19 protein-coding genes are annotated in these 26,390 nt (G+C 64.8%); 14 read left to right on the top strand and 5 right to left on the bottom strand.

Features of this window, described 5'->3' with window-relative positions; all coding sequences use genetic code 11:
• The first annotated feature begins 309 nt into the window (after nucleotides 1-309).
• From AC1MEM_RS04475 to AC1MEM_RS04410, 14 genes are all read left to right on the top strand, one after another.
• Nucleotides 310-1,833: an XrtA system polysaccharide chain length determinant gene (locus AC1MEM_RS04475; RefSeq protein WP_499475600.1), complete on the top strand. Its 1,524-nt coding sequence runs from the start codon at nucleotides 310-312 to the stop codon at nucleotides 1,831-1,833.
• 30 nt (nucleotides 1,834-1,863) lie between these two features.
• Complete coding sequence (locus tag AC1MEM_RS04470; protein ID WP_499475599.1) at nucleotides 1,864-2,886, top strand: XrtA-associated tyrosine autokinase; 1,023 nt, start codon at nucleotides 1,864-1,866, stop codon at nucleotides 2,884-2,886.
• Nucleotides 2,867-4,435 carry a TIGR03016 family PEP-CTERM system-associated outer membrane protein gene (locus tag AC1MEM_RS04465; RefSeq protein WP_499475598.1) on the top strand — a complete coding sequence of 523 codons (1,569 nt, stop codon included), beginning with the start codon at nucleotides 2,867-2,869 and terminating at the stop codon, nucleotides 4,433-4,435. Before AC1MEM_RS04470 ends, AC1MEM_RS04465 begins: the two co-directional genes overlap by 20 nt.
• Nucleotides 4,436-4,449: 14 nt before the next feature.
• Nucleotides 4,450-5,484, top strand: a complete 1,035-nt coding sequence (locus AC1MEM_RS04460; protein ID WP_499475596.1) for an XrtA/PEP-CTERM system-associated ATPase — start codon at nucleotides 4,450-4,452, stop codon at nucleotides 5,482-5,484.
• Complete coding sequence (locus tag AC1MEM_RS04455; RefSeq protein ID WP_499475595.1) at nucleotides 5,481-6,365, top strand: XrtA system polysaccharide deacetylase; 885 nt, start codon at nucleotides 5,481-5,483, stop codon at nucleotides 6,363-6,365. The genes AC1MEM_RS04460 and AC1MEM_RS04455 overlap by 4 nt, the downstream gene beginning before the upstream one ends.
• Entirely contained in the window at nucleotides 6,362-7,609 is a 1,248-nt protein-coding gene (locus AC1MEM_RS04450; RefSeq protein ID WP_499475594.1) for a TIGR03087 family PEP-CTERM/XrtA system glycosyltransferase, read from the top strand. Before AC1MEM_RS04455 ends, AC1MEM_RS04450 begins: the two co-directional genes overlap by 4 nt.
• A complete protein-coding gene (gene xrtA, locus AC1MEM_RS04445) occupies nucleotides 7,603-9,153 on the top strand; it encodes an exosortase A (protein ID WP_499475593.1) in 1,551 nt (516 codons plus the stop codon). Before AC1MEM_RS04450 ends, xrtA begins: the two co-directional genes overlap by 7 nt.
• An 11-nt stretch (nucleotides 9,154-9,164) precedes the next feature.
• Nucleotides 9,165-10,343 (top strand): TIGR03088 family PEP-CTERM/XrtA system glycosyltransferase, encoded by a 1,179-nt coding sequence (locus AC1MEM_RS04440; protein ID WP_499475592.1) that lies wholly within the window; start codon nucleotides 9,165-9,167, stop codon nucleotides 10,341-10,343.
• A complete protein-coding gene (locus AC1MEM_RS04435) occupies nucleotides 10,328-12,283 on the top strand; it encodes an XrtA/PEP-CTERM system amidotransferase (protein WP_499475591.1) in 1,956 nt (651 codons plus the stop codon). The genes AC1MEM_RS04440 and AC1MEM_RS04435 overlap by 16 nt, the downstream gene beginning before the upstream one ends.
• Before the next feature lie 18 nt (nucleotides 12,284-12,301).
• Nucleotides 12,302-13,525: a TIGR04063 family PEP-CTERM/XrtA system glycosyltransferase gene (locus AC1MEM_RS04430; RefSeq protein WP_499475589.1), complete on the top strand. Its 1,224-nt coding sequence runs from the start codon at nucleotides 12,302-12,304 to the stop codon at nucleotides 13,523-13,525.
• Nucleotides 13,522-14,715 carry a glycosyltransferase family 4 protein gene (locus tag AC1MEM_RS04425; RefSeq protein WP_499475588.1) on the top strand — a complete coding sequence of 398 codons (1,194 nt, stop codon included), beginning with the start codon at nucleotides 13,522-13,524 and terminating at the stop codon, nucleotides 14,713-14,715. Before AC1MEM_RS04430 ends, AC1MEM_RS04425 begins: the two co-directional genes overlap by 4 nt.
• A gap of 117 nt (nucleotides 14,716-14,832) precedes the next feature.
• Nucleotides 14,833-16,191, top strand: a complete 1,359-nt coding sequence (locus tag AC1MEM_RS04420; RefSeq protein ID WP_499475586.1) for a putative O-glycosylation ligase, exosortase A system-associated — start codon at nucleotides 14,833-14,835, stop codon at nucleotides 16,189-16,191.
• A 258-nt stretch (nucleotides 16,192-16,449) separates the two neighbouring features.
• Nucleotides 16,450-17,553 carry a polysaccharide deacetylase family protein gene (locus AC1MEM_RS04415; protein WP_499475585.1) on the top strand — a complete coding sequence of 368 codons (1,104 nt, stop codon included), beginning with the start codon at nucleotides 16,450-16,452 and terminating at the stop codon, nucleotides 17,551-17,553.
• 20 nt (nucleotides 17,554-17,573) lie between these two features.
• The gene (locus tag AC1MEM_RS04410) at nucleotides 17,574-18,815 is read left to right on the top strand and encodes a glycosyltransferase (protein WP_499475584.1); all 1,242 of its coding nucleotides are present in this window, start codon (nucleotides 17,574-17,576) and stop codon (nucleotides 18,813-18,815) included.
• A 110-nt stretch (nucleotides 18,816-18,925) separates the two neighbouring features.
• Here the strand turns inward: AC1MEM_RS04410 and AC1MEM_RS04405 are convergent, their stop codons facing one another.
• The 5 genes from AC1MEM_RS04405 to AC1MEM_RS04385 all read right to left on the bottom strand — a co-directional run bounded on the left by AC1MEM_RS04405 (nucleotide 18,926) and on the right by AC1MEM_RS04385 (nucleotide 26,235).
• A complete protein-coding gene (locus AC1MEM_RS04405; protein ID WP_499475583.1) occupies nucleotides 18,926-19,888 on the bottom strand; it encodes a N(5)-(carboxyethyl)ornithine synthase in 963 nt (320 codons plus the stop codon).
• 1 nt (nucleotide 19,889) lies between these two features.
• Nucleotides 19,890-21,665, bottom strand: a complete 1,776-nt coding sequence (locus AC1MEM_RS04400; protein WP_499475582.1) for an asparagine synthetase B family protein — start codon at nucleotides 21,663-21,665, stop codon at nucleotides 19,890-19,892.
• Complete coding sequence (locus AC1MEM_RS04395; RefSeq protein ID WP_499475581.1) at nucleotides 21,662-23,152, bottom strand: lipopolysaccharide biosynthesis protein; 1,491 nt, start codon at nucleotides 23,150-23,152, stop codon at nucleotides 21,662-21,664. The genes AC1MEM_RS04400 and AC1MEM_RS04395 overlap by 4 nt, the downstream gene beginning before the upstream one ends.
• Nucleotides 23,153-23,404: 252 nt before the next feature.
• Nucleotides 23,405-24,634: a pyridoxal-dependent decarboxylase, exosortase A system-associated gene (locus AC1MEM_RS04390; protein ID WP_499477563.1), complete on the bottom strand. Its 1,230-nt coding sequence runs from the start codon at nucleotides 24,632-24,634 to the stop codon at nucleotides 23,405-23,407.
• A 14-nt stretch (nucleotides 24,635-24,648) separates the two neighbouring features.
• Nucleotides 24,649-26,235, bottom strand: a complete 1,587-nt coding sequence (locus AC1MEM_RS04385) for an acyl-CoA ligase (AMP-forming), exosortase A system-associated (RefSeq protein ID WP_499475580.1) — start codon at nucleotides 26,233-26,235, stop codon at nucleotides 24,649-24,651.
• Between the last annotated feature and the right edge of the window lie 155 nt (nucleotides 26,236-26,390).

Below are 26,390 nucleotides of genomic sequence, written 5' to 3'. Positions count from 1 at the left end.
ATGTTACGCAAAGGCGTTATCCGGACTCGACGATGACGATTTGCTCCTCACCTCATTCTTGACGGTGTGCAACATTTTCCACTGTGGTTGTTTGTCGGTTGGCAATAATAACGCTGATGGCGGCATGTGGCAGGGAAATTCGGCATTGCAGTGTGGAATTTGTGTTGTAACGGGTGCCACGGCGGACCTTTTATTAGCACGATTTTCCGACACGCAATTGCAATTGCACAAACTACAAGCGATGATGCGTGTTCTTTTGTGTTTATTTTGTAGCCCGGCTGCGCGCCGGGCGTTCATGGCGAGACTGAGATGGCAGAAATAACAGCCCTAATCCTGAATTTCCTCAAGGCCCTCGGTAAATACCGTTGGCATGCAGTGTCCATCGCCTGGCTGGTGGCACTGATCGGCTGGGCAATCGTGCTCAGGCTGCCGAACCAGTACGAGACCTCGGCCCGCGTCTACGTCGATACCCAGAGCATCCTCAAACCCCTGCTGTCGGGCATGACCACGCTGCCGAATCTCGACCAGCAGGTGATGTTCATGCGCCAGACCCTGATCAGCCGTCCGAACATCGAAAAAGTGATGCGCGATACGGACCTCGACGTCAAGGCGACCAGCAGCCGCGAGAAGGAAAAGATGGTCGACGACCTGATGTCCAAGATCAAGATCGCCGGCACCGAGCGCGACGACATCTATACCATCAGCTATACCTCGACCGATGCCAAGCTGGGTAAGGATGTGGTCCAGTCGCTGCTGTCCATCTTCGTCGAGGGCAGCTTCGGCAACAAGAAGCAGGACTCCGACAAGGCGGTCCAGTTCATCGACGACCAGATCAAGGGCTATGAAGCGAAGCTGGCCGCGGCCGAGAACGCGCTGAAGGAATTCAAGCTCAAGAACATGGGCCTGCTGCCGCGCGAAGGCGGCGACTGGAGCGCCCGCGTCGCAGCCGCCAACGACGCGCTGAGCCAGGCGCGCCTCGAACTGGCCGAAGCCGAACAGTCGCGCAACGCCATTCGCCGCCGCATGAGCGGTGGCGGCGTCGCGGAAGGCGGCAGCGGCGGCGGCATGGTCGATCCGGAAACCGAAAGCCGCCTCGCCGCGGCCCAGAAGAACCTGGACACCCTGCGCCTGCAATACACCGAGCAGCATCCCGACATCATCGCCACCAAGCGCCTGGTCGAGCAGCTGCAGGCGCGCAAGAAGGAAGAGGCGAAGAAGGGCCGTCCCGATCCGGGTATCGCCGCCAGCCCGATGATGCAGCAGCTGAGCGTCTCGCTGTCCGATGCCGAATCGCGCGTCGCCGCCCTGCGTGCCCGCGTCAGCGAATACAGCACCCGCGTGACGACCTTGCGCAGCCAGAGCCAGACGGCGCCTGAAGTCGAAGCCCAGCTGGTGCAGCTGAACCGCGATTACGAAGTCAACCGCGAGAATTACCAGAAACTGGCCGAACGCCGCGAGCAGGCGAAATTGTCCGGCGACCTGTCCTCGGCCACCGACATGCTGACCTTCCGCGTGGTCGAGCCGCCGCTGGAAGCGACCAAGCCGAGCGGCCCGAACCGCCTGGCGCTGTTCTCGGGCGTGTTCATCTTCGCCCTCGCCGCAGGCCTGGGCGGTGCATTCATGATGAGCCAGGTGCGCCCGACCTTCCTCAGCCACGCCACGCTGCGTGAAGTGACCGGCGTGCCGGTGCTGGGAACGATCAACATGCACTGGACCGACAGCCAGAAAGTGCTGCGCAAGCGCCGCCTGCTCGGCGTCGGCGCCGCGGTGCTGATCCTGTTTGGCGCCTACATCATCGGCGTCGCCGTCATGCTGGCGCGCGCCAGCGTGTAAGCCGCGCAACGGACCCTATTAGGAGCGAATGTGAGCATTATCGAAAAAGCGGCCAGCCGCATTGACCACACCCGCGCAGCGGCACCGGCCCCTGCGGTCGTGGAACACGACGGACAGACCATCGTCCTCGAACCGCACGCCCAAGCGCCCGTCGCCGAAGCCCCTGCGCCCGTTATCCAGCCTGTAACTGCTGCGGCACCTGCCACTGCAGCTGCTGCCGCGCCGGCGGCGCGCGCCGAAGCACCCACCGTTGCGGCGCCGCGGGTAGAAACGCCGGGCGTCGCTACGCCGGGCGTCGCCGCGCCGCGCAAGGTGGCACCGAAGCCGGGCGTGCGCAAGGTCGACCTCGACCTGGTGCGCATGCGCGAGGCCGGCATGGTCACCGCCGCCAGCGGCCGTACCAGCCTGCTGGAAGACTTCCGCGTCATCAAGCGCCCGCTGCTCAAGCAGGCCTTCAGCCAAAGCACGACCGGCCGCCCGAACAACCTGATCATGATCACCAGTTCGCTGCCGGGGGAAGGCAAGACCTATTGCGCGATCAACCTGGCGATGAGCATCGCGATGGAACTCGACCACACGGTGCTGCTGGTCGATGCCGACGTCGCCCGTCCGTCGGTGCTGCGCACGCTCGGCCTGCCGGCCCAGCGCGGCCTGATGGACATCCTGGTCGACGACAAGCTCGACCTGTCGGACGTGATGCTGCGTACCAATGTCGACACCCTGAGCATCCTGCCGGCCGGCACCAGCACGCCGCGCGCCACCGAACTGCTGGCCAGTTCGACGATGAGCAACCTGGTCAACGAAATCGCGCACCGCTATCCGGACCGCATCATCATTTTCGATTCGCCGCCGCTGCTGCTGACGAGCGAAGCAAAGGAACTGGCCGGCCACATGGGCCAGATCGTGATGGTGGTCGAAGCCCAGGGCACGACCCAGCACGCGGTCCAGGAATCGCTGCGCCAGCTGGAAGGCTGCAGCAACGTCAATCTCATCTATAACAAGGCGCGGGACATCCCGGGGATCGAAGAGACGTATGACTATCACTACGGCTAAACGCACCCCGGTACGCTTCACGGCACGCCTGCCGCGCCTGGCGCCCCTGGCCGCCGCGCTGATGGTGGCGCTGCCGGCGCAGGCCCAGTGGAACGTCACGCCCTCGCTGTCGCTGAGCGAGACCTGGAGCGACAACCCCACCCTGGCCAGCGATGCGGGCAAGCACGCCCAGTGGATCACCGAGGCCTTGCCGGCCATCAGCATCCATGGCCAGAATTCGCGCGTGCAGCTGATTGCCAACGCACGCTCTTCGTTCTTCGCCTACAGCGACGGCAGGCCGGCCAACGCGCGCCGCAACAACACCCAATACGACGCCGCCGGCACCCTCAAGGTCATCGACGAATTCATGTATGTGGACGCACGGGCGAACGGCGGTACGCGCGCCGTGTCGGCCTTCGGCGTGGACGATGCCGGCGCCAGCCGCTACACCAGCGAGAACCGCACCGACCTGACCAACTGGAGCATCAGTCCCTACCTGGTCCAGCGCTTCGGCAACTTCGCCGCGGCGACGCTGCGCTATACCCACGACAGCGTGAATGCCGACGAAACCCGTTTCGGCAGCAGCGAGTCCGACAGCCTCGCCTTCAACCTGACCAGCGGTCGCGCCTGGCGCGACATCGGCTGGAACCTGCGCGCCTCGCGCCAGGATGTGAAGGCCGACCGCTTCGGCGATTCCTCGTCGGAAAATGCACTGGCCGGCCTCAGCTACCGCGTGCACCGCACGCTGAAGCTGACCGCCACGGGCGGCTACGACAGGTACGACTACGGCGCATATGGCGGACGCACGGGCGGAGCCAGCTGGTCGGCCGGCTTTGCCTGGACCCCGTCCGTGCGCAGCGCCATCGAGATGTCGGTGGGCCGCCACTTCCTGGGCAACACCGGCTCCCTGCTGGCCACGCACCGCAGCCGCCACACGGTCTGGAGGGCCAGCTATTCCGACGCCGTGACGAGCTCGCGCCAGGAGTTCACGCAGGGCCAGCAGATCGATACCGCGGCACTGCTCGACGGGCTGTTTGCCGCAACGATTCCCGACCCGATCGCGCGCCGCCAGGCGGTCGAGGACTACATCCGGCTGGCCGGCCTGCCGCCGGTCCAGGGCGAAGAAATCAATTACCTGACGAATCGCTACTTCCGCCAGAAGCTGGCGCAGGCGTCGCTCGCCTACAACATGCGCAAGCATGGCGCAGTGATGACGCTGTTCGCCAACGAGCGCCTGGCGCTGTCCTCGGGCGCGGCCGACAGCGAGCTGCTCGGCAGCCAGCTGTTCGCGCTCAACGACAACGTGCGCCAGTTCGGCGCCAGCGCCGCCTACAGCTACCGCCTGAACGGGCGCACCAGCGCGACGGCGACACTGACGAAGACGCGTACCCAGTCCCTGACCACCGGCATCGACGCGGACCAGCAGTCCTTGCGCCTCGGCCTGACACGCCGCTTCAGTTCCAAGCTGCTCGGCGCCGTCGAACTGCGCCGCCTGAGCGGCAACCGTGGTTTCGGCGGTGCCGGCTACACGGAAAATGCAATCAGCGCCACCCTTTCGGCCCAGCTCTAAAGCGGAGAGACACGATGTACGAACCGTATTATGGATTTACCGCGAAGCCCTTCCAGCTGCGCCCCGACCCGCACTTTTTCTTCGGCAGCAAGGGCCACAAGCGCGCCATGGCGTATCTCGAATACGGCCTGTCGCAAGGTGAAGGCTTTATCGTCGTGACCGGCGAAGTCGGCGCGGGCAAGACCACGCTGGTGCGCAACCTGTTCAACAAGCTGCCATCGGACCAGATCGTCGCCGCCCACATCGTCAACACCCACCTCGACCCGGACGACACGCTGCGCATGGTGGTATCGGGCTTCGGCCTGCCCTACGAGGGCGCCAGCAAGACCGACCTGCTGACCCGCCTGGAGCAGTTCCTGCACAGCGTCGACCGCCAGGGCAAGCGCGCCCTGCTCGTCATCGACGAAGCGCAGAACCTGAACCCGAAGACGGTCGAAGAGCTGCGCATGCTGTCGAACTTCCAGACCGACGACAAGTCGCTGCTGCAGACCTTCCTGCTGGGCCAGCCCGAGTTCCGCGGCACCCTGCACAGCCCGAGCATGCAGCAGCTGCGCCAGCGCGTCATCGCCAGCTACCACCTGGGCCCGATGGATGCGCCGGAAACGCGCGCCTACATCGAACACCGCCTGCACACGGTCGGCTGGAACGGCGACCCGGCCTTCGACGACGCCGCGCACGCGGCCATCTTCGCCTATACCGGCGGCATCCCGCGCAAGACCAATACCCTGCTCGACCGCGTACTCCTGATGGGCTACCTGGAAGAGCTGCACGCGTTCAACGAGGCGCATATCCAGACCGTCATCGCCGACGTCAGCGAAGAATTCCAGCTGCCCGACGTGATGGGCACCCCTAGCGCCAACATCGGTGGCGAGCTGCTCGCCGACGGCATGGGCAACATGCCCGAGCGCCGCGCCAGCGCCGAAGTGCTCGACGAGCGCATGATGCGCCTCGAAAAATCGATCGTCTCGGTGCTCTCGATCCTGAAGAAAATCGTCGCCACGCCCCAAAACGGCGTGCCGGCAACCCACCACGTGGATACCCCCGAATGAAGATGCAGACTCCCGCAGCCCGGCCGCAACGCCAGCCGGGCGAGCGTATCCGCAATGCGATGACCTGCGACGTCGAGGATTATTTCCAGGTCTCGGCATTCGCTCCTTACATCAGCCGCGACAGCTGGCCGACGCGCGAATGCCGCGTCGAAGCCAATGTCGAGCGCATCCTGGCGCTGTTCGAACGGCACGACGTGAAGGGCACCTTCTTCACGCTCGGCTGGATCGCCGAACGCTATCCGCAGATGGTGCGCCGCATCGTCGACGCCGGCCATGAACTGGCCAGCCACGGCTACGGCCACCTGCGCGCCTCCGACCAGAGCCGCGCCGAATTCGACAACGACATCCGCAGCGCGAAAGCCCTGCTGGAAGACATCGGCGGCCAGCAGGTGATCGGCTACCGCGCCCCGAGCTTTTCGATTGGCGAAGGCAACCTGTGGGCATTGGAGGCGCTGACGGAAGCGGGCTACCGCTACAGCTCGAGCATCTACCCGATCGCCCACGACCACTACGGCATGCCGGACGCGCCGCGCTTCGCCTTCTATCCGAACGGCCCGGACGGCCTGCTCGAAGTGCCGATCACCACCGCCATGCTGGGCGGCCGCAAGCTGCCGGCCGGCGGCGGCGGCTATTTCCGCCTGCTGCCGTACGCGCTGTCGCGCTGGATGGTGAAACGCGTCAACGAGATGGACAACGAGCCGGCGCTGTTCTACTTCCACCCGTGGGAAGTCGATCCGGGCCAGCCGCGTCCCGAGGGCCTCGGCGCCAAGGCGCGCTTTCGCCACTACATCAACATCGAGCGCATGGAAGGGCGCATTGCCGCCCTCGCCCGCGATTTCGCGTGGGACCGGATGGACCGCATTTTCCTGAGCAAGCCATGAATTCCATCATCGAGGGAGCGCTGCAGCGGCAATCGGCCGCGGCAGCCGAGGCGGCCAAGCCGGATCTGCTGCTGCTGGTGCACCGCATCCCCTACCCGCCGAACAAGGGCGACAAGATCCGCTCGTACAACCTGCTCAAGCACCTGGCGACGAAGTACCGGGTGCACCTGGCTACTTTTGTGGACGACGCCGACGACTGGCAGCACGTGCCGGCGGTCGAGGCGATGTGCGCCAGCAGCCATTTCGTGAAACTCGATCCGAAGCGCGGCAAGCTGCGCAGCGCGAAGGGACTGGCGACCGGCAAGTCGCTGTCGCTCGAGTACTACCGCGACGCCGACATGAAGCAGTGGATCGCGCGCACCATGCGCGAGCGCGGCATCGCGCGCGTGATGACCTTCTGCTCGGTGATGGCGCAATATGCCGAAGACTACCCGGCCGCGCGCCGCGTGATCGACTTCTGCGACGTCGACTCCGACAAGTGGCGCCAGTACGCCGAAAAGAAGAAGTGGCCGATGAGCTGGGTGTATCGCCACGAGGCGCGCAGCCTGCTCGACTACGAGCGCAAGGTCGCGCAAGCTTTTGATGCCTCGCTGTTCGTGTCCGCGCCGGAAGCCGAGCTGTTTCGCACGCTGGCGCCGGAAAGCAGCAGCAAGATCGGTCATTTCAACAACGGCGTCGACACCGAGTATTTCAGCCCGGCGCGCGCCTACGACAACCCGTACGCCGAGGGCGAGCGGGCATTGGTGTTTACCGGTGCGATGGACTACTGGCCGAACATCGACGCGGTGAAATGGTTTGCCGAGCACGTGCTGCCGCGCGTGCGCGCCGCCGTGCCGGATGCGCGCTTCTACATCGTCGGCTCGCGTCCGGCGCCGGAAGTGCTGGCACTGGCTAACGATGCCATCGTCGTCACCGGCACCGTGCCCGACGTGCGCCCGTACCTTGCCCATTGCGTGGCCGCGGTGGCGCCGCTGCGCATCGCGCGCGGCATCCAGAACAAGGTGCTCGAGGCGATGGCGATGGGCCGCCCGGTGGTGGCGTCACAGCAGGCCTTCGAGGGCATCGACGCCACCCCTGGCCGCGAACTGATCGTGGCCGACGCGCCCGGCGACTACGCCGACAGCGTCATCAAGCTCCTGCGCGAGCCGCACCCGGCCATGGGACTGGCCGCGCGCGTCCAGGTCGAGCGCCGCTACAGCTGGTCGGCCCACCTGTCCCCGATCGAGACGAGGTTCGAATGCTGATGAACGAAAACCCGGCCCTGGCCGGCGCTGCCGCGCGCCGCATGCCGGTGCCGCGGATCGCCGCCGTCGTCGCCGCCCTGGTGGCCGTGCTGCTGCTGTACTGGGGCACCGCGGCGTCGATGGTCGCGGTCTGGAACAGCTCGGAGACCTTCGCCCACGGCTACATCATCCTGCCGATCAGTGTCTGGTTGATCTGGCGCCGGCGCGAGGTGTTCAGCCGCATCCCCGCCGAACCCTGGTGGCCGGCGCTCGGCCTGCTCGCCCTGTGCGGCGCCGGCTGGCTGCTGGCGCGCGCGGGCGAAGTGCAGGTCGTGATGCAGTACGCCTTCGTCGCCATGCTGCCGGCCGTGGCGCTGGCCGTGCTGGGCCGGCGCCTGGCCGGCGCCCTCGCCTTCCCGCTGCTGTTCCTGCTGTTCGCGGTGCCCTTCGGCGAAGTCTTCGTCCACCCCCTGATTAATTTTACGGCCGACTTCACGGTCGCCATGGTGCGCGCCACCGGCATCCCGGTCCTGCGCAACGGCACCACCTTCGAACTCCCGACCGGCAACTGGTCGGTGGTGGAAGCCTGCAGCGGCGTGCGCTACCTGATCTCGTCGATCACGCTGGGCTGCCTGTACGCTTACCTGAGCTACCGCTCGACCACCCGGCGCGCCCTGTTCATCGGCCTGTCGGTCGTCGTGCCGATCATCGCCAACGGCCTGCGCGCTTATATGATCGTCATGATCGGCCACACCAGCGACATGGCGCTGGCGACCGGCGTCGACCACCTGATCTACGGCTGGCTGTTCTTCGGCCTGGTCATGTTCATCATGTTCTGGATCGGCAGCTACTGGCGCGAGGACGAAGCGGCGCCGGTGTCCTCCGCGCCCGCCGCGGCCGCCGCCGGCACGACAGGCGCGCTGCCGGGGCGTCCGCTGGCCGGTGCGGCGCTTGCCGCCGTGCTGGTCTGCGCGCTGTGGCCGGCCCTCGGCATGGTGAGCGACAAGGCGGCCCACAATCCGGCCCCGGTGCAGCTGGACGGTTCGCGCCTGGCCACGCCGGTGACCGGCATGGCGGCCTGGAACCCGGAATTCATGACGCCCGACGCCACCCTGAGCGGCCAGTACACGGCGGCCGGCGCGCCGGTCAGCCTGAACCTGCTGTACTACCGCAACCAGGGACCGGACAAGCGCCTGATCACCTCCGTCAACCGGGTCGACAACCGCAAGCAGAACTTCCGCCAGATCGGCTCGGCCGCACGCACCGACACCGTCAAGGGCCAGCCGTTCGACGTGCAGGAAACGCGCGTCAAGGGTCCGGACGGGATCAACCACCTGGTCTGGCACTGGAACTGGGTCGACGGCCGCTTCACCGCCAACGACTACGTCGGCAAGCTGCGCCAGGCAGGCGCCAAGCTGATGATGCACGGCGACGACGGCGCCGCCGTGATGGTTTCGACGCCGGTCGGCGAGAATCCGGACACCGCGCGCGCCGCATTGCGCGCCTTCCTGGAAGCGAACCTGGCGCCGCTGCAGGCAAGCCTCGAGGCCGCACGGGAACACTGATCATGGCTGTCATGAAGAACCAACCAGCACAGGCCCCGCTGGTCGTGCACCTGATCTACCGGCTCGACTTCGGCGGGCTGGAAACCCTGCTGGTCGACTGCATCAACCACATGCCGCCCGAGCGCTACCGCCACGCGATCGTCTGCCTCACCGATTACACGGCGTTTGCCGACAAGATCACGCGCCCGGGTGTCGAACTGCATGCGCTGCACAAACAGCCGGGCCTGGGCCTGGGCATCCACGTAAAACTGTTCAAGCTGCTGCGCGAACTGCGTCCCGCGGTGCTGCACACGTATAATTTCGCCTGCGCCGAGTATGCGGTCCCGGCCTGGGCCGCCGGCGTGCCGGTGCGCATCCACGCCGAGCACGGACGCGACGCCAGCGACCCGCAGGGCCTGAACCGCAAGCACAATTTCCTGCGCCGTGCGCTGGTGCCCTTCATCGACCGCTATGTGCCGGTCTCGCACGACCTGGCGCGCTGGCTGCATAAAGTCGTCGATATCCCGGCGGCGAAGTCGGAACTGATCATGAACGGCGTCGATACGGTGCGCTATGCGCCCCGGCTGCCGGCGGCCAGCCTGCCCTGGGCCGCCGGACCGTTCGTGATCGGCACCGTCGGCCGCCTGCAGGACGTGAAAGACCAGGCCACGCTGATCGATGCCTTTGCGCTGCTGTGCGCGCAGCATCCGCAAGCAAGGAATGACCTGCGCCTGGCGATCGTCGGCGACGGCCCGCTGCGCGAGCGCCTGGCGCAGAAAGCGCAGGACGCCGGCGTGTCGGACCTCGTCTGGTTCGCCGGCGCGCGCAACGATATCCCGGAACTGATGCGCAGCTTCGACGTATTTGCACTCTCCTCGATCGCCGAGGGCACGCCGGTGACCCTGCTGGAAGCCATGGCCTGCGGCGTGCCCGTGGTCGCGACGAACGTCGGCGGCATCCCGGAAGTGGTGCAGGACGGCGTCAACGGCGCGCTGGTCCCGGCGTCCAACCCGCAAGCGCTGGCCGAGGCGCTCGGCCGCTATGTCGACGACCGGGCACGCGTCACCGCCCACGGCGCGGCGGCACGCGAAAAAATCGAACACCATTACAGCGTTGCAGCCATGGTCGGCGCTTATACCGCCCTGTACGACCAGCTCTGCAACTCCAAGACAACCTTCAAAGAAATCACCCAACCATGTGCGGAATCGTAGGCATTTTTGACCCGCGCGGCGCGACCCGGATCGACCGCGCCGCCCTCGAGCGGATGAACCAGACGCAGTTCCACCGTGGCCCCGTCGAGGGCGACGTCTACACGGAACCGGGCGTCGGCTTCGGCCACCGCCGCCTGTCGATCATCGACATCGCAGCCGGCCAGCAGCCGCTGTTCAACGAGGACCGCAGCGTGGTCATCGTGTTCAACGGCGAGATCTACAACTTCCGCGAACTGATGGCGGAGCTGAAAGGCCTCGGCCATACCTTCCGTACCTATTCGGACACGGAAGCCATCGTCCACGCCTGGGAAGAATGGGGCGAAGCCTGCGTGCAGCGCCTGCGCGGCATGTTCGCGTTCGCGATCTGGGACCGCAACAAGCAGACCTTTTTTGTCGCCCGCGACCGCCTTGGCATCAAGCCGCTGCACTACGCCTTCCTGCCGGACGGCACCTTCATCTTCGGTTCGGAACTCAAATCCCTGCTGTCGTTCCCGGAACTGCCGCGCGTGATCGAACCGCGCGCCGTCGAGGAATATTTCGCCTACGGCTACGTGCCGGAGCCGCGCACCATCTTCAAGGACGCCTTCAAGCTCGAGCCGGGCTTCTCGCTGACCATGCATGTGGGCGCCAACGCGGCCCAGGCCAAACCGGTTCGCTGGTGGGACGTGCCGTTCACGCCGCACGGGCCGATGTCCGAGCAGCAGATGGAAGAAGAGCTGGTCGTGCGCCTGCGCGAAGCGGTCGAGAGCCACCTGGAAGCGGAGGTGCCGCTCGGCGCCTTCCTCTCGGGCGGCGTCGATTCCAGCGCAATCGTGGCGATGATGGCCGGCCTGTCGAAAGAGCCGGTCAACACCTGCTCGATCGCCTTCAACGATTCCGCGTTCGATGAATCGACCTACGCGCGCCAGGTGGCCGAGCAGTACAAGACCAACCACCAGTGCGAGACCGTCGACAAGGACGACTACGGCCTGGTCGATTTACTCGCCGGCCTGTACGACGAGCCGTATGCCGACAGCTCGGCCATTCCCACCTACCGCGTGTGCGAACTGGCCCGCAAACGCGTCACGGTCGCCCTGTCGGGCGACGGCGGCGACGAGAATTTCGCCGGCTACCGCCGCCACCGCATGGCGATGGGCGAGCAGCAGGTGCGTTCGATGCTGCCGCTGGCCTTGCGCAAGCCCGTGTTCGGCTTCCTGGGTAAAGCCTATCCGAAGGCCGACTGGGCGCCGCGCATCTTCCGCGCCAAGACCACCTTCGAAGCGCTGGCGCGCGACCTGACCGATGGCTACTTCCACGGCGTGTCGATCCTGGTCGACCGCGTGCGCGACCAATTATTTTCACCGGGCTTCCGCAGCCAGCTGCAAGGGTATCGCGCGGTCGAGGTCATGCGCGGCCACGCGGCCAACGCGCCGACCGACGATCCGCTGTCGATCATCCAGTATGTCGACATGAAGACCTACCTGCCGGGCGACATTTTGACCAAGGTCGACCGTGCCAGCATGGCGCATGCGCTGGAAGTGCGCGTGCCGCTGCTGGACCACAAGTTCGTCGAATGGGTTTCCGGTTTGCCGTCGTCCAGCAAGCTGCGCAACGGCGAGGGCAAGCATATCTTCAAGAAGGCATTGCAACCTTACCTGTCGGACGACATCCTCTACCGCAAGAAGATGGGCTTCTCGATTCCGCTCGCCTCCTGGCTGCGCGGCCCGCTGCGCGAGTCGATGAAGGCGGCGGTGCTGAACCCGATGCTGCTCGACACCGGCATCTTCAACGCGAGCTTCCTGAAGCAGATGGTCGACGAACACCTGGCCGCCACCAAGGACCACAGCACCGCGCTGTGGGCAGTGTTGATGTTCGAAGCCTTCCTGCGTAAAAACGGCGCCGACAGCGCCACCCGTTTTACACCAGCTGCGGCCAGCCCCCTGATCGCCACCGCCGCCTAACGAGTTTTGAAAAATAACATGCGCGTTCTCCACGTCCTCGACCATTCGATCCCGCTGCACAGCGGCTATACCTTCCGTACCGCCTCGATCCTGCGCGAGCAGCGCGCACTCGGCTGGGAAACGTTTCACGTCACCGGGTCCAAGCACCAGGGCGGCAACGACCTGCTTGAGGAAACCGCCGACGGCCTGCATTTTTACCGCACCGCCAAGTCCACTGGGGCGATGGCCAGGCTGCCGATCGTGAACCAGCTGGAAGTGATCCAGGGCCTGGAAAAGCGCCTGGGCGAGATCATCCCGCACATCAAACCCGACGTGCTGCACGCCCATTCTCCCTGCCTGAACGCGATCGCCGCCATCCGCGCCGGCCGCAAGTTTGGTATCCCGGTCGTGTACGAGGTGCGCGCCTTCTGGGAAGACGCCGCGGTCGACCATGGCACCAGTACCGAAAACGGACTGCGCTACAAGATGACGCGCGCCCTGGAAACCCATGCGCTCAAACGCGCCGACGCCGTGACCACGATCTGCGAAGGCCTGCGCCGCGACATCGTCGAGCGCGGCATCCCGGAAAATAAAGTCACCGTGATCCCGAACGCGGTCGACATCGACAAGTTCGCCGTCGGCGGCGAAGCCGACCAGGATTTGAAGCGCCAGCTCGGCCTGCAGGGCCACCGCCTGATCGGTTTCATCGGCTCCTTCTATGCGTATGAGGGCCTGGACGTGCTGCTGCGCGCGGTGCCGGCGCTGGTCGCACGTGCGCCCGACCTGCGCGTGCTGCTGGTCGGCGGCGGTCCCCAGGACGCCAACCTGCGCCAGCTGGCGAAAGACCTGGGCATCGCCGACAAGGTCGTGTTTACCGGCCGCGTGCCGCACGACCAGGTGCAAAAGTATTACGACCTGCTCGACGTGCTGGTCTACCCGCGCCAGTCGATGCGCCTGACCGACCTGGTGACCCCATTGAAACCGCTGGAAGCGATGGCGCAGGGCCGCATCCTGGCCGCGTCGAGCGTGGGCGGCCACCGCGAGCTGATCACCGACGGCAAGACCGGCATCCTGTTCGCGCCGGACGACCCGGCCGCGCTGGCCGCCAAGGTCGGCGATCTGCTCGACGCCAAGTCGACCTGGCCGGCGCTGCGCCTGGCCGGGCGCGAATACGTCGAGACCGAGCGCAACTGGCCGGTCAGCGTGGCGCGCTACAAGAACATCTACGGCAGGCTGACGGCTTCCAAATTAAAAGCTGCATGAAGATCCTGACTTTCAGTACCCTGTTCCCGAACAGCGAAAAGCCGGGCCACGGCATTTTCGTCGAGACCCGCCTGCGCCACCTGGTCGCCAGCGGCCAGGTCGAGTCGCGCGTGGTGGCGCCGATTCCCTGGTTCCCGTCGACCAATCCGCGCTTCGGCACTTACGCCAAGTTCGCGAAAGCGCCGCGCCAGGAAGTGCGCCACGGGATCGCCGTGTCGCACCCGCGTTATCCCGTCATTCCGAAGGTCGGCATGAACCTGGCGCCGGCCCTGCTTGCGCAGGCCGCCAAGCCGACGATTGCGCGCCTGATCGACGAAGGCTTCGATTTCGACCTGATCGACGCCCATTATTTTTATCCGGACGGCGTGGCCGCCGCCATGCTGGGGCGCTACTTCAACAAGCCGCTGGTGATTACCGCGCGCGGCTCGGACATCACCCTGTTCCCGCAATACGCGCTGCCGCGCCGCATGATCACCTGGGCCGCGAAGCGCGCCGACGCCGTCATCACCGTGTGCAATGCGCTGCGCGACGAAGTGGTGGCGCTCGGCGTCGATGCCGAACGCGTGGTGTCGCTGCGTAATGGCGTCGACCTCGACCTGTTCCAGCCGACCGAACGCAGCCCGAACCCGATGTTCACGCTGCTCGCGGTCGGCCACCTGGTGCCGGTCAAGGCGCAGGATTTGATCATCGGCGCGCTGACCCTGCTGCCGGGCGTGCGCCTGGTGCTGGCCGGCGACGGCCCGGACCGTCTGAAACTCGAGACCCTGGCGCGCGAGCTGGGCGTGACCGAGCGCGTGACTTTCCTCGGCGCGGTGCCGCAGGCGCAGCTGCGCGCCCATTACGGCGCCGCCGATGCGCTGGTGCTGTCGTCGAGCCGCGAAGGCTGGGCCAACGTGCTGCTCGAAGCCATGGCCTGCGGCACCCCGGTCGTGGCCAGCCGCGTCTACGGCACCCCGGAAGTCGTGGCACCGCCCGACGCCGGCGTGCTGATGGCCGAGCGCAGCTACCAGGGCGTGGCCGACGCCGTCAACGCGCTGCGCGCCAATTACCCCGACCGCGCCGCCACCCGCCGCTACGCCGAGCGCTTCAGCTGGGACGACACGACGCACGGCCAGCTGCGCCTGTTCGACCAGGTCCTGCTGCGCCGCGCCGGGAAGCTGGCGCTGGCATCACCCCTTTCTGTGGACTGAAGAAAATGGAATCATTATTGTGGGGGCTGGACCTGCTGGCGGTCGCCTATCTGTGCTTGTGGGCGCTGAAGACGGAAAAGCGCAAGGAAAAGGCAGCGCGCGACGGGAAGCAGAGCGATGCGTGACCTCCTCCTGCTCGCTCTGCTGCCGCTCATGCTGTATGCAATGGTCCAGCGGCCCTTCATCGGGGTCGGGATGTGGCTGTGGACCGCGCTGTTCTACCCGAATGCCTGGGTCTACGGGATTGCCAGCGTTCCCCGTTACAACCTCCTGTTCACGGGCGTTGCCACCGTCGGCTACCTGGCGTGGAAGGCCAAGCCGCGGGTCGAGTTGACGGGTCTCGGCGTGCTCGTGCTCGCCTTCTTCTTCTGGACCCTGGGCAGCACCATGATGACGATCGGCTTCGCTCCGGTTTCCTGGGACTACTGGATCCGCTTTGCCAAAGTCGTGGCCTTGTTCGTTGCAGTCATCCTGGTGATCAAGGACAAGCTGCACTTCGATTTCGTCCTGTGGTGTGTCGTGCTCTCGGTCGGTTTTTATGCCGACCTGGAAACGCTGAAATTCATCGTCAGCGGCGGTGGCCACAAAATTGTCGGCCTCTCGGGCCACGTGCTGGGCGACCGCAACGAACTGTCGCTGGCCTTCGTCATGACGCTGCCGCTCTGCTACTACCTGTGGATCGAGTATGGCAAGCAGTCGCGCATCCTGAACCTGGGCTTGCTGGCCACGATGGCCTTGCTGGCGCTCGGGGTCATCGGTACCCAGTCGCGCGGCGGCTTCGTCGCATTGCTCGTGCTCGGCGCTTACATGTACGTCAAAAGCGACCGCAAGATCCTGCTCACGGTGCTGATTGTGGCCTTCTGCATCGGTGCTTCGTTCTATATCTCGTCGGACTATATGGCGCGTATGGACACGATCGCCTCCGCCCAGCAGGACGATTCGTTCATGACTCGGGTGGTCTCCTGGAAGCTGAGCTTTATCATGGCAATGCGCCACCCGTTCTTCGGCGGCGGTATCAAGGCGCTCGAATATTTCCCGGTATGGTCGGATCTGTCGAAAGACTTCTTTGCCTATCCTTGGTTCTATACCGGGACCGCGCTGCCGAATACGACGGTCGCACGCGCCGCGCACAGCATTTACTTCCAGGTGCTGGGCGACCAGGGCTTCGTCGGCCTTGCCCTGTACCTGGCTTGCCTGGTCAGCAGCTTCATGAAGGCCAGCAGCGTCGCGCGCAAGGCGCGCAAAATCGGTGCGCCGGCGTGGCTATCGACAGCGGCAGTCATGGTGCAGCTCAGTATTTTTGCCTTCGCCGTTGGAGGAGCCGCGCTCAGCCTGGCGTATTTCGACCTGCTCTTCGCGCTGTTCGGGCTGGTGGTCGTACTGGAAAAAAGGATGCTTGCCGCGGTAGCGCCTGTGGCGAGCGTGCCAATCGGAACGGGGTATTCCCCCAGGTTTGCGTATGATGCGCGTGGTTAAGTTATCAAATGAGTTGTCAAATGGAATGCTATAGTTGGTCCGGCACGTTGTCGTATTGTCAGCAATGACCGACCTCGCCGCCTTACCGGGACTGCTTTCAGGCCAGAGAAGCACTTGATAGGGCTGAGCTGGCGGAGAACGGCGACGGTTCCGCCGCTGCCGGCAGCCCGGACGGTGCTAGCTCGCCGTCCGCTCGCCCGGTATCGATATTGGCATTAACATTGGCTGGCCCACGAATTTGATGATCCCCTACATCGCATGCTTGCACCACCTGACGCTTACCTGGCTTCCGGCCGTATCGAATGCGCGCATCATCGCAGCGGCGGCAGCGGCGCAGCCGCCGTGCCTGCCCTGGTTCCGATGAGCAGGTCGATCCGACACAGCCGGGTCGGCGCCGCATTGCTGCGCGCGGCCGGCAGCGCCATCGGGCGCTTCGCCGGCCAGCGCAGCCTGGCCGTGGTGAACTACCACCGGGTGTTGGCGCGGCCCGATCCGCTGCTCGACACCGAACCGGATGTCGCGACCTTCCACTGGCAGATGGCGCTGCTGGCCGACTGCTTCAATGTCATGCCGCTGTACGAGGCGCTGCGTGCGCTCGACGAGGGCCGCCTGCCGCCGCGTACCGTCTGCATCACCTTTGATGACGGCTACCGCTCGGTGCACGACCTGGCGCTGCCGATCCTGCGCAAGTTCGGGCTGCCGGCCACGGTCTTCGTGACCAGCGGTTTTATCGGCAGCGGCGCCGGCAACATGTGGAACGACCGCATCATCCATGCCGTGCAATCGCTGCCCGAGGGGACGCTGGACCTCTCCGACATCGGCCTCGAATGCTATTCGCTCACCTCGCTCGAGGCGCGCAAGCAGACCGCCCTGCGCCTGACCGAGGCCGGCAAATACCTGCCGCCGCACGAGCGCGAGAACCTGGTCGCGCGCCTCGACCGCATGAGCGGCATGCACCACGACGCCCTGATGCTCACGCCCGAGATGCTGGTGGCGCTCGAGCGCAACGGCATGGAAATCGGCGCCCACACGATTTCGCACCCCATCCTCACGAGCCTGGACGACGACAGCGCACGCGTCGAGATCGCCACCGGCAAGGGGCAGCTGGAAGCGCTGATCGGCAAGCCGGTGCGCCTGTTCGCCTACCCCAACGGGAAGGTCGGCCAGGATTTCGATGCGCGCCACGTCGAGATGGTGCGCCAGGCCGGCTTTTTCGCCGCCTTCACTACCGCGGTCGGGGGGATCACCGCCGACCAGGACCGCTTCCAGTTGCCGCGCAGCCGGCCCTGGGACCGCACCCCATTTCGTTTTGGCCTGCGCCTCCTGAGCTGGATGGCGCTCGGCAACCGGCAACCACGATGAGCAACAAAGACATTCCTATCATGCACAAACGCGCGTTACTGATCGCATTTCATTTTCCGCCCCAAGCGGCCAGCAGCGGCATACAACGCACACTGAGCTTTTCCCGCAACCTCGGCCAGCATGGCTGGGAACCGATGGTGCTGTCGGCCCACCCGCGTGCCTACAATGACCAGAATCCTTCGCAGCTGGCCAGCGTACCGGCGAGCCTCGTCGTCAAGCGCGCGTTTGCGCTCGACGCCAAGACCCACCTCGGCTACAAGGGCCGTTATCCGGGCGCACTGGCCTTGCCGGACCGCTGGGTATCCTGGTGGTTCGCTGCGGTGCCCGCCGGCCTGGCCATGATCCGCCGTCACAAGCCGCGCGTGATCTGGTCGACCTTCCCCATCGGCACCGCGCACCTGATCGGCCTGAGCCTGCACCGCCTGACCGGCCTGCCATGGGTCGCAGATTTTCGCGACCCGATGCTGCAACCGTCTTACCCAACCGGCAAGCTACAGCGGCGCGTGTTCGCGTGGATCGAGCGCCAGACCGTGCATCGCTGCAGCCGCGCAGTGTTTACGACCCACAGCGCCATGCAGGTGTACCGTGACCGCTATCCCCAACTGCCCCAGGGAAAATTCGTTGTTGTCGAAAACGGCTACGACGAGGATGGCTTCGAGGCCGACAGCGCAGCCGCGCCGCTGCCACCGGTGCGCCGCCTGACGCTGCTGCACAGCGGGGTGCTGTACGAAGGTGGACGCGATCCATCGGCGTTTTTCCAAGCTGTCGCGCAACTGCGCGACGCAGGCAAGCTTGATGCCGGCACCGTTCGCGTGGTACTGCGTGCGCCCGGCGACGTCGATGCCATCCGGGCGCTCGCAGTCCGTCATGGCGTTGCCGACCTGGTCGAAGTGGCGCCTCCCGTCCCCTACAGGGATGCACTCAAGGAGATGATGGCGTCCGATGGCCTGATGATTTTTCAGGGTACGCCGTTCAACATGCAGATTCCGGCCAAGATCTACGAGTACTTCAGGGCGCGCAAGCCAATCCTAGGGTTGGTCGATACGCGCGGTGAGACCGCACGTGCCTTGCGCTCCGGCGGCTTCGATGACCTGGCGAAGATGGACGACAGTGCTGACGTGGCGCGGGTACTCGACAGGTTCATCGCCCGCATCCGCGGCGGCGAGGCGCATATCGCCAGCGAGGCACTTGTGGCGGCCTCCTCCCGGGCGCACCGCGCCAGCGAACTGGCGGCAGTGTTCGACAGCGTGGTGGGCAGCTAATCGGCATCAGAGTGCAGGCCGAATAAAAGCGGCGTGCAATCTTCATTGCACGCCGCTTTTTATGCGATGAACCGGGCTCGTGCGTGCCGGGCGGGCCGCGCGTATCTGTGTCAGCGTTTCTGGAAATCGATAATACGCTGGTCGACGATATTGCCATTGCGGATGCAGATTGCAGGGCGAAGCACGGGGTCTTCCTCGATCCGGTCTTCGATAATCGTGTCGAGGTAGTTCACCATTTCCTCGCCCAGGCAAGCGGTGACGGAGTAGCCAATCAGCGCCGGCGTGTGGTCGACCGCATAGTGCAGCACGCCGTCAACCATGTACACAGGATCTTCGATCGTCGTAGGGCGGCTGGTCTCGATCGCGCCGGCGCGGTCGCAGCTGATGTCGACGATCATCGCCGGATTCTTCAGCTTCGGCAGGTCTTCGTGGTAGATGATGTGGTCCTTGCGGTAGACGTCCCACAGCAGGCCATTCACGACCACGTCGTATTTCGACAGTTCCTGGCGCAGCAGGGCCTCCGTCTTGCGCTCGTAGACATTGATGTGCGCGCCCATGCAGGAGAGCACGCGGTGCGCGCCGCGCGCGACGTTGCCGCGGCCGATGAGCGCCACATTGCATTCGTAGACCAGCTTGCCGTACAGCGTGAAGGCATGCATGATCGCCGCCTCGCCGGCTAGCTCGTTACTGCGCCAGAACACGTGGCGGCCGCCTTCGTACATGTCTTCCCAGGCGATCGCGGTGACTTCCTTGGCCATGATCGCGTCGGTGATCGAGCGGTTCTGCACCGCATGTACCCAGCCGAAGATGATCTGGCCGCTACGCAGCTCGGACAGATAGGTGGCGTCGCCGATCTTCGGGTCGACGATGACGTCTTTCGAGAGCGCCTCTTCACGCGGTACTACGTGCGCGCCGGCAGCACGATATTCGTCGTCCTTGTGGCCGAAGGTTTCGCCATAGCCGGCCTCGAAGTACAGCTGTCCGCGGTTGCGGATGCGTTCAATGTGCTTCGGCAGCATGGCGCGCCGTTTTTCGTTTTCCTTCGTACTGATCATCAGTCCAACGGTTTTCATGTCATCCCCTGGTTGCGGTGTTTGGTTCGGTCAATCCTGCCTGGCCGCCACGGTGCACTACCTGCGCGCGCGTATCGACATCGATAAAGGCCGGCGCCTCGCGGCGCGTGCGTACCAGTAGCAGCAGCGGGCGGAACAGCCAGTCGCGGCGGCGGCGCAGCTGCGGCATCAGGCACGAGGCCAGCAGCACGAGCTTGTTCGGAAAATTCAGGTACCTGAGCGCTTCCAGGGTGACCCCGGCATTGCCATAGGCGTAGCGCTCTTCGGCCGCGTCGCGTGCGCGGCTGACGTCCCCGTCGAGCGGCGGATGGTCGGCCGGCAGGTTGCGCGAGCCATGGAAATCGTAGAATTCGGGGTAGAAGCGCAGCAGGCATTCCTTCTGGAAGAAATACTTGTATTTTTCCGCCGGGTGATATTTCAGCGTCGCGATCGCAAATTCGAGGTCGCAGTAGGGGAACACGACCACGTGTCCCGGCGGGTGCATCATCGTGATCCACGGGCTGATGCAGCGGCGCGTACGCGACTGCAAGAAGGCCAGTTCCGCCTGATTCAGGTTCGGCGCGAACTGCGCCAGGAACGCACGGTAATGCCGGCGGAAGCTTTCTTCGGAAGGAAAGCGCGAGGACAGCTGCTGCAGCACAAAAGGCCCGGTCGACTGCTTCAATACCAGTTCGGCGTCTTTTTCCGGCGTCTCGTGCAGCCCGTCGATCTCGAAACCGGAGTTGCCGAAGGTGTCGCCGGCCAGGCCGTCCAGCACCAGCGAAGGCGGCCGTTTCGCCAGCCACCGCATGAAGGGCAAGGCCCAGCCGTGCATGAAGGTGTCGGTGCCGATCAAGGCCTGGCGCCGCACGGCATCGGCCTCGATCTCGGCCGGCGGCACGGCAGGCACAAGTTCGCAGTCGACGCCGAAGGCGGCCGCGATCTTAGGCGCAAAGAAGGAGTCGATATCGTAGTCATGCCCCTTCTTGCGGTGGAAGGTCTGGCAGGTGACCGCCTTGAACGACACTGCCTTGCGCAGCAGGGTGGCGAAGAAGCGGCGCGAGTCGAAGCCGCTCGAGAACGGCAACGTGACATCGCCCACGTCCAGCTTCAGGCAGCGCTCCATGGCGGCCAGGTAGGCGTCTTCGACGATACGGAAGGCGTCGTCGTCGATCATTTGCTCGCCCGGCGGGAGCTGGGCAAAATCGAACCATTGGCGCGTCTCGGCACAGTCGCGCCTGATCGTCATCTGCGCACCCGCCTCGAAACGCTTGATCTTGTCGAAGAAGCTGCGGCCGGCCATGGCGCTGCCGTTGTGCATCAGGCTGACCCAGGAACCCAGGTCCGGCGCGTCGCCGGCCAGGTGCAGCAGCACCGGGTGCGAGGCGAAGAGCCAGGCGCCGCCGTGCTGGCGGTAATACATCGGACCGAAGCCGAAGGCGTCGTTCCTGGCAGTCGCCTGCTGCAGTTGGGGGTCAAATTTTACATAAGCAAAAGCACCGTTCGTCAGATCATCCGGTGAGGCAATTCGCTTGAGGGCGGTCTGGTCAGAGTAAGAGTGCACGCCGAGCGCGGCCTCGTATCCACGAAATGCCAGTTGCGAGCCTGCTACCTCATGCAACAGGCCACGCCCACTGGAAGGTGCACGTGAACTCACCGCCCAAAATTCCGGCGTGTGAGAGACGGCCAGCGAAGACGGCACGGGGCCGAATTGCGACGCTGTATCGGGGAATACGCACGCGAGGAAAAATTCGACGTCTGCGAACTGACGCGCTATCAAATCCAGATTGATTTTCATTTGGCCTCGCCACGTAAGCCAACGGGCAATGGCTTCGTTCGTTTGATTTTAGACAGAAAATAGGTTTCCGCACCCTCCGGACGGCCTGCCACGCGCCATAACAACACCACGACAACGCTGTAAACGATCACACCGGTCACGACCTTCAAGGTGAGCATGACCCAGTTCGAGGCATGCACTTCCGCCTGCAGAAGCAGCAGTGCCGCGGTCATGGCCACGCAGGCCAATATCGGCCGCCCGGTACCCTGAGCCAGCATCCGTACAGTCAAGCCGGGAACATTGCGCATTAGCAATGCGTAAGAAATGCCAAACGTCAGCACAATCGACGCCATGCGTAGCTGGGCGATGCGTTCCGGCGTCAGATTCCTGCTCAGAAGGAAAGCGCCCGCGCCGAATAGGAGGATCTGGATCCAGCTCGTCACGGCCAGCAACCGGATTTTTCCGATCACGGTCAATACATAGTTCGCGCTGCTGTTGATCGACTGAATGATGTTCGACAGCGCAAGGATCTGGATGAAGGGCACGATGAATACCCACTTTTCGCCCAGCGCGACCGGCACGAACTCCTGTGCGGTCAGCATAAACCCGACACATGCGGGGAAGGTCACCATTACCTGCACCGCCTGCGCACGCAGCAGCAGTTTGGTCAGCTCGCGTAAATTGTCTTTTGCTTGCGCAAAGGCGGGAAACAGTACACGGTTGATGGGGGCCAGCAAATCGGTACCGGGCACATCGGCGATTTCGCTCGCGAGCGTGTAGCCGCCGGTAACGCTAGTGGTAGCCAGGCCGCCGACCATGAAAATATGCAGTTTGCGGTCCAAGAAGGAGCTGATGTTCTTTACCAATACCCATTGCGAGACCGCGAAGATTTCCGTGAACTCAGACAGCGCGAAACGCGGACGCATCGGATGAACCATATAGCTCCGCACAATCGCCGCGAGGCGCCCGCCGAGGGTCCCCAAGATCATGCCCCAATAACTCTGCATGACGAGCGTGAGCGCAACGGTGATGAAAAAACCTACCAGGCGCTTGAACATCACGTATTTAGCATCGTCGGCAAAACGCAACTCTTTCTGAAAATCAATCACACCGACGTTTTCGAACGAACCCACAAACAGGGACAGCGCCATAATCTGCACCGCCGCTGTGACGCGAGGATCCTTGTAGTACTCCGCAGCGAACGGCGCGAGAAAAACTAGTACCGTGGCCACGCAGGCAGTCTGAATAATGCGCAGGGTCCATGCAGTGTTGTAATAGGCTTGGCTAGGACTCTTCCGCTGAATAAGAGCGACGTTCACGCCTAGATCGAAGATAATATCCGCAAAAGAGACTACCACCGACGCCATAGCGACGATGCCGAAATCATCAGGAACGAGGAGGCGCGCAAGGATGAAGGTACTGACGATGCCGATGAAACGATCGGTCCATCGCATAGCGATCATGATCATTGCACCGCCGGTGATGCTGCTGCTTTTTTTCTGGGACATCTGTACAAACTACCTTTGCTGCGACTTTGACCGATGGCCGGCGAAACTGGGCGATGCACGGCACACCTGCAGAAATGCGCTGTGCTGCGTTATTCCGCATGCGCTTGAAACCTGATCAGGTCTGGCGCATTGTGCTTTGATCGTGGGAAATATTATCCAATGCAGAGTAGACCAAGGCGCAGAGTGTGTCAACAATCGCAACAATCGTGCGCGCCCCCTATCGCGGCCGTGAGGCGGTAATGCGACGCGTCTTCAAACCAGCACTTCGGGCACTTCTGGGTGGCTCAGGAAACCTTGCGGACTGGCCGAGCGGCCGTAGGCGCCCGACTGGAACACGACCACCAGGTCGCCCACCCCGGCTGGCGGCAGCTCCATGCGCTCGGCCAGCAGGTCGAGCGGCGTGCACAGCGGGCCGACGATGGACGCCGTTTCGCGCTCGCCTGAGGCGCTCATCCGGTTGCCGATCGCGACCGGGTAATTCTTGCGGATCACCTGGCCGAAATTGCCGGAGGCAGCCAGGTGGTGGTGCAGGCCGCCGTCGGTGACCAGGAACACCTGGCCGCGCGAGACCTTGCGGTCGACCACGCGCGCCACATACACGCCCGCTTCGCCCACCAGGTAGCGCCCCAGCTCGATCGACACCTGCGCCTCGGGCAAGGCCGCGCGCACGTCCGGCAGCGCGGCGGCGAGCGCCGCCCCGATCGGCGCCAGGTCGAGCGCGGCTTCGCCCGGAAAATACGGGATGCCGAAGCCGCCGCCGATATTCAGGATGCGCACCGGATCGCGCGTCTGCGCGCTCAGCTGCCGCGCCAGCGCGAAGGTCTGGGCCTGCGCCTCGATAATGGCCTCGGCCTTCAGGCTTTGCGAACCGCTGAAGATGTGGAAACCGAGTACCGTCAAGCCAAGGTCGGCGCACAGGGCCAGCAGGCGCGGCGCGTCCTCGGCGTCGATGCCGAACTGCTTGGCGCCGCCGCCCATGCGCATGCCCGAGCCTTTCAGCTCATAGTCCGGGTTGATGCGCAGGACCAGCAGCGGCGTGATCCCGAGCTGTTCGCCGATGCGCGCCAGCGCGCGCAATTCGCGCTCGGATTCCGCATGCACCACGGCGCCGGCGGCCACCGCGCGCGCCAGCTCGGCCTCGGACTTGCCGGGACCGGCAAAGCTGATGCGGCCCGGTGCGATGCCGGTGTCGAGCGCGACTTTCAGTTCGCCGCTGGATGCCACGTCGATGCCGTCGACCAATGTGGCCATGTGCTGCACCAGCGCCGGCATCGGATTGGCTTTCATCGAGTAATGGAGCTCGACTTGCGGCGGCAGGTGCGCGCGCACCTGCGCCACCCGCTCGCTCAGCAGGCGCCGGTCGTAGGCATAGAAGGGGGTGCTGCCGACGCGCTGCGCCAGGCGCGTGAGCGGGATGCCCCCCACCTGCAGGCAGTCGTCGGCGACCGGGAACAGGGTCTGGGCGGCGTGGACAGGTTTCATTTTCACGTTCGCGTTCATGACTTGCTTTCGATATTTTCAAACATGGTCATAAAAGAGTGCTGCAGCAGCTTGCGGTCGATCTTGCCGTTCGGGTTGCGCGGGAAGGCTTCATCGCGCAGCGCGACGTGGGCCGGCACCATCCAGGCCGGCAGCCGGCGCTGGCACTCTTTCAGCAATGCCGCACCGGTCACGGTTTCCCCGTTCGGCAGCGCCAGCAGCACGATCGCCTGGCCCAGCTGCGGGTGCGGCACGCCGAAGGCGACCGTTTCGACGACCTGGCCGGTGGCGTAGACCACTTCCTCGACCTCCAGCGGGCTGACCCGGTAGCCGGAGACCTTGATCATGTCGTCGCTGCGCCCGATGAAATACAGGTAGCCGTCTGTGTCCATGCGCACCGTATCGCCCGACCAGACGGCCATCTCGACCAGCGGCAGCGCCGGATCGTGACCGGGCGCCGGCTTGAAGCGCTCGGCGGTTTTGATGGGATCGTTCCAGTAGCCGAGCGAGACCAGCGCGCCGCGGTGCACCAGTTCTCCCGGTTCATCCGGCGCGCACGGGGTGCCGTCGGGACGCACCACCATCACCTGCGCGTTCGGGATCGCGCGGCCCATGGAATCCGGGCGGCGATCCAGTTCGGAGGGCGGCAGGTAGGTGGAACGGAACGCTTCGGTCAGACCGTACATCAGGAACAGTTCGGCGTTCGGCAAAGCCGCGCGCAAGGACGCCACCGTGGCGGTCGGCAGCGCGCCGCCGGAATTGGTCAGATAGCGCAGCGAGCAGTCCGCAGGCCAGGCCAGGTGCGCCAGCTGGAACCACAGCGGCGGCACCGCGGCCAGACCCGTGATGCGCTCTTCGACGACCGCTTTCAGGATGTCTTTCGCGAACAGGTGGTTGAGCAGCACCGCGGTGGCGCCAGTCAAAAAGGCGCAGGTCAGCTGGCTCAGGCCGTAATCGAAACTGAGCGGCAGCACCGACAGGATGCGGTCTTGCGGCGTCAGGTGCAGATAGCTGCTCACGCTGCGCGCACCGGCCACCATGTTCCGGTGCGACAGCACCACGCCCTTTGGTTTGCCCGTACTGCCCGAGGTGTACAGGATCGCGGCCATGTCGGCGTCGATCGGGCGGCGCGCGGCCAGCACGCCGGCTTGCGGCGCGGCCTGCGCCGCTTCCCAGGCGCGCACGTCCAGCCTGCCGTGCGCTTGCGCCGCGCCGGTGACGAACACCGTGCGCAGGTCCGGGCAGCCGGCCAGCACGGCATGCAATTGCGCCAGCCGATCCGGCGAGGTCACCAGCACCCGCACATTGCAGTCGGCCAGGATGTGGGCGACCTGTTCCGGTTTCAGTTGGGGATTGACCGGCACGAACACGGCCCCCGAGAGAGAAGCGCCGAACATCGCGGCCACGTTCTCGATGCGTTTTTCCAGGAACACGGCGACCCGCTCGCGCTGTTGGATACCGGCCCCGATCAGCGCGCCGGCCGCGCCCTCGACGGCGCCGGCCAGCGCCGCATAGTCGAGACGCACGGCGCCATGCACCAGCGCCTCGGCAGCGGGCGTGCGGCGCGCGGAATCGAACAGGAAATCGTGGATCAAATCGGTCATGGTCGGCTCAAAGCGGGATCAATGCAGGGGTCAATGCAGGCGCATGCGGCCTGGTGCCGCGCAGCCTGCAATCTTAACAGCTTGCAGCTTTTCGGCCCGGCCTATCGCGCCGCTTTGGTGGCGAGCGGGCATGTTCCGTGGCAAATTTTTCAACA

The sequence above is a fragment of the Telluria sp. AIW5 genome (assembly GCF_056680575.1).
Note: the sequence above shows the minus strand (reverse complement) of the source record. Positions and strands in the feature narration are given on the sequence as shown.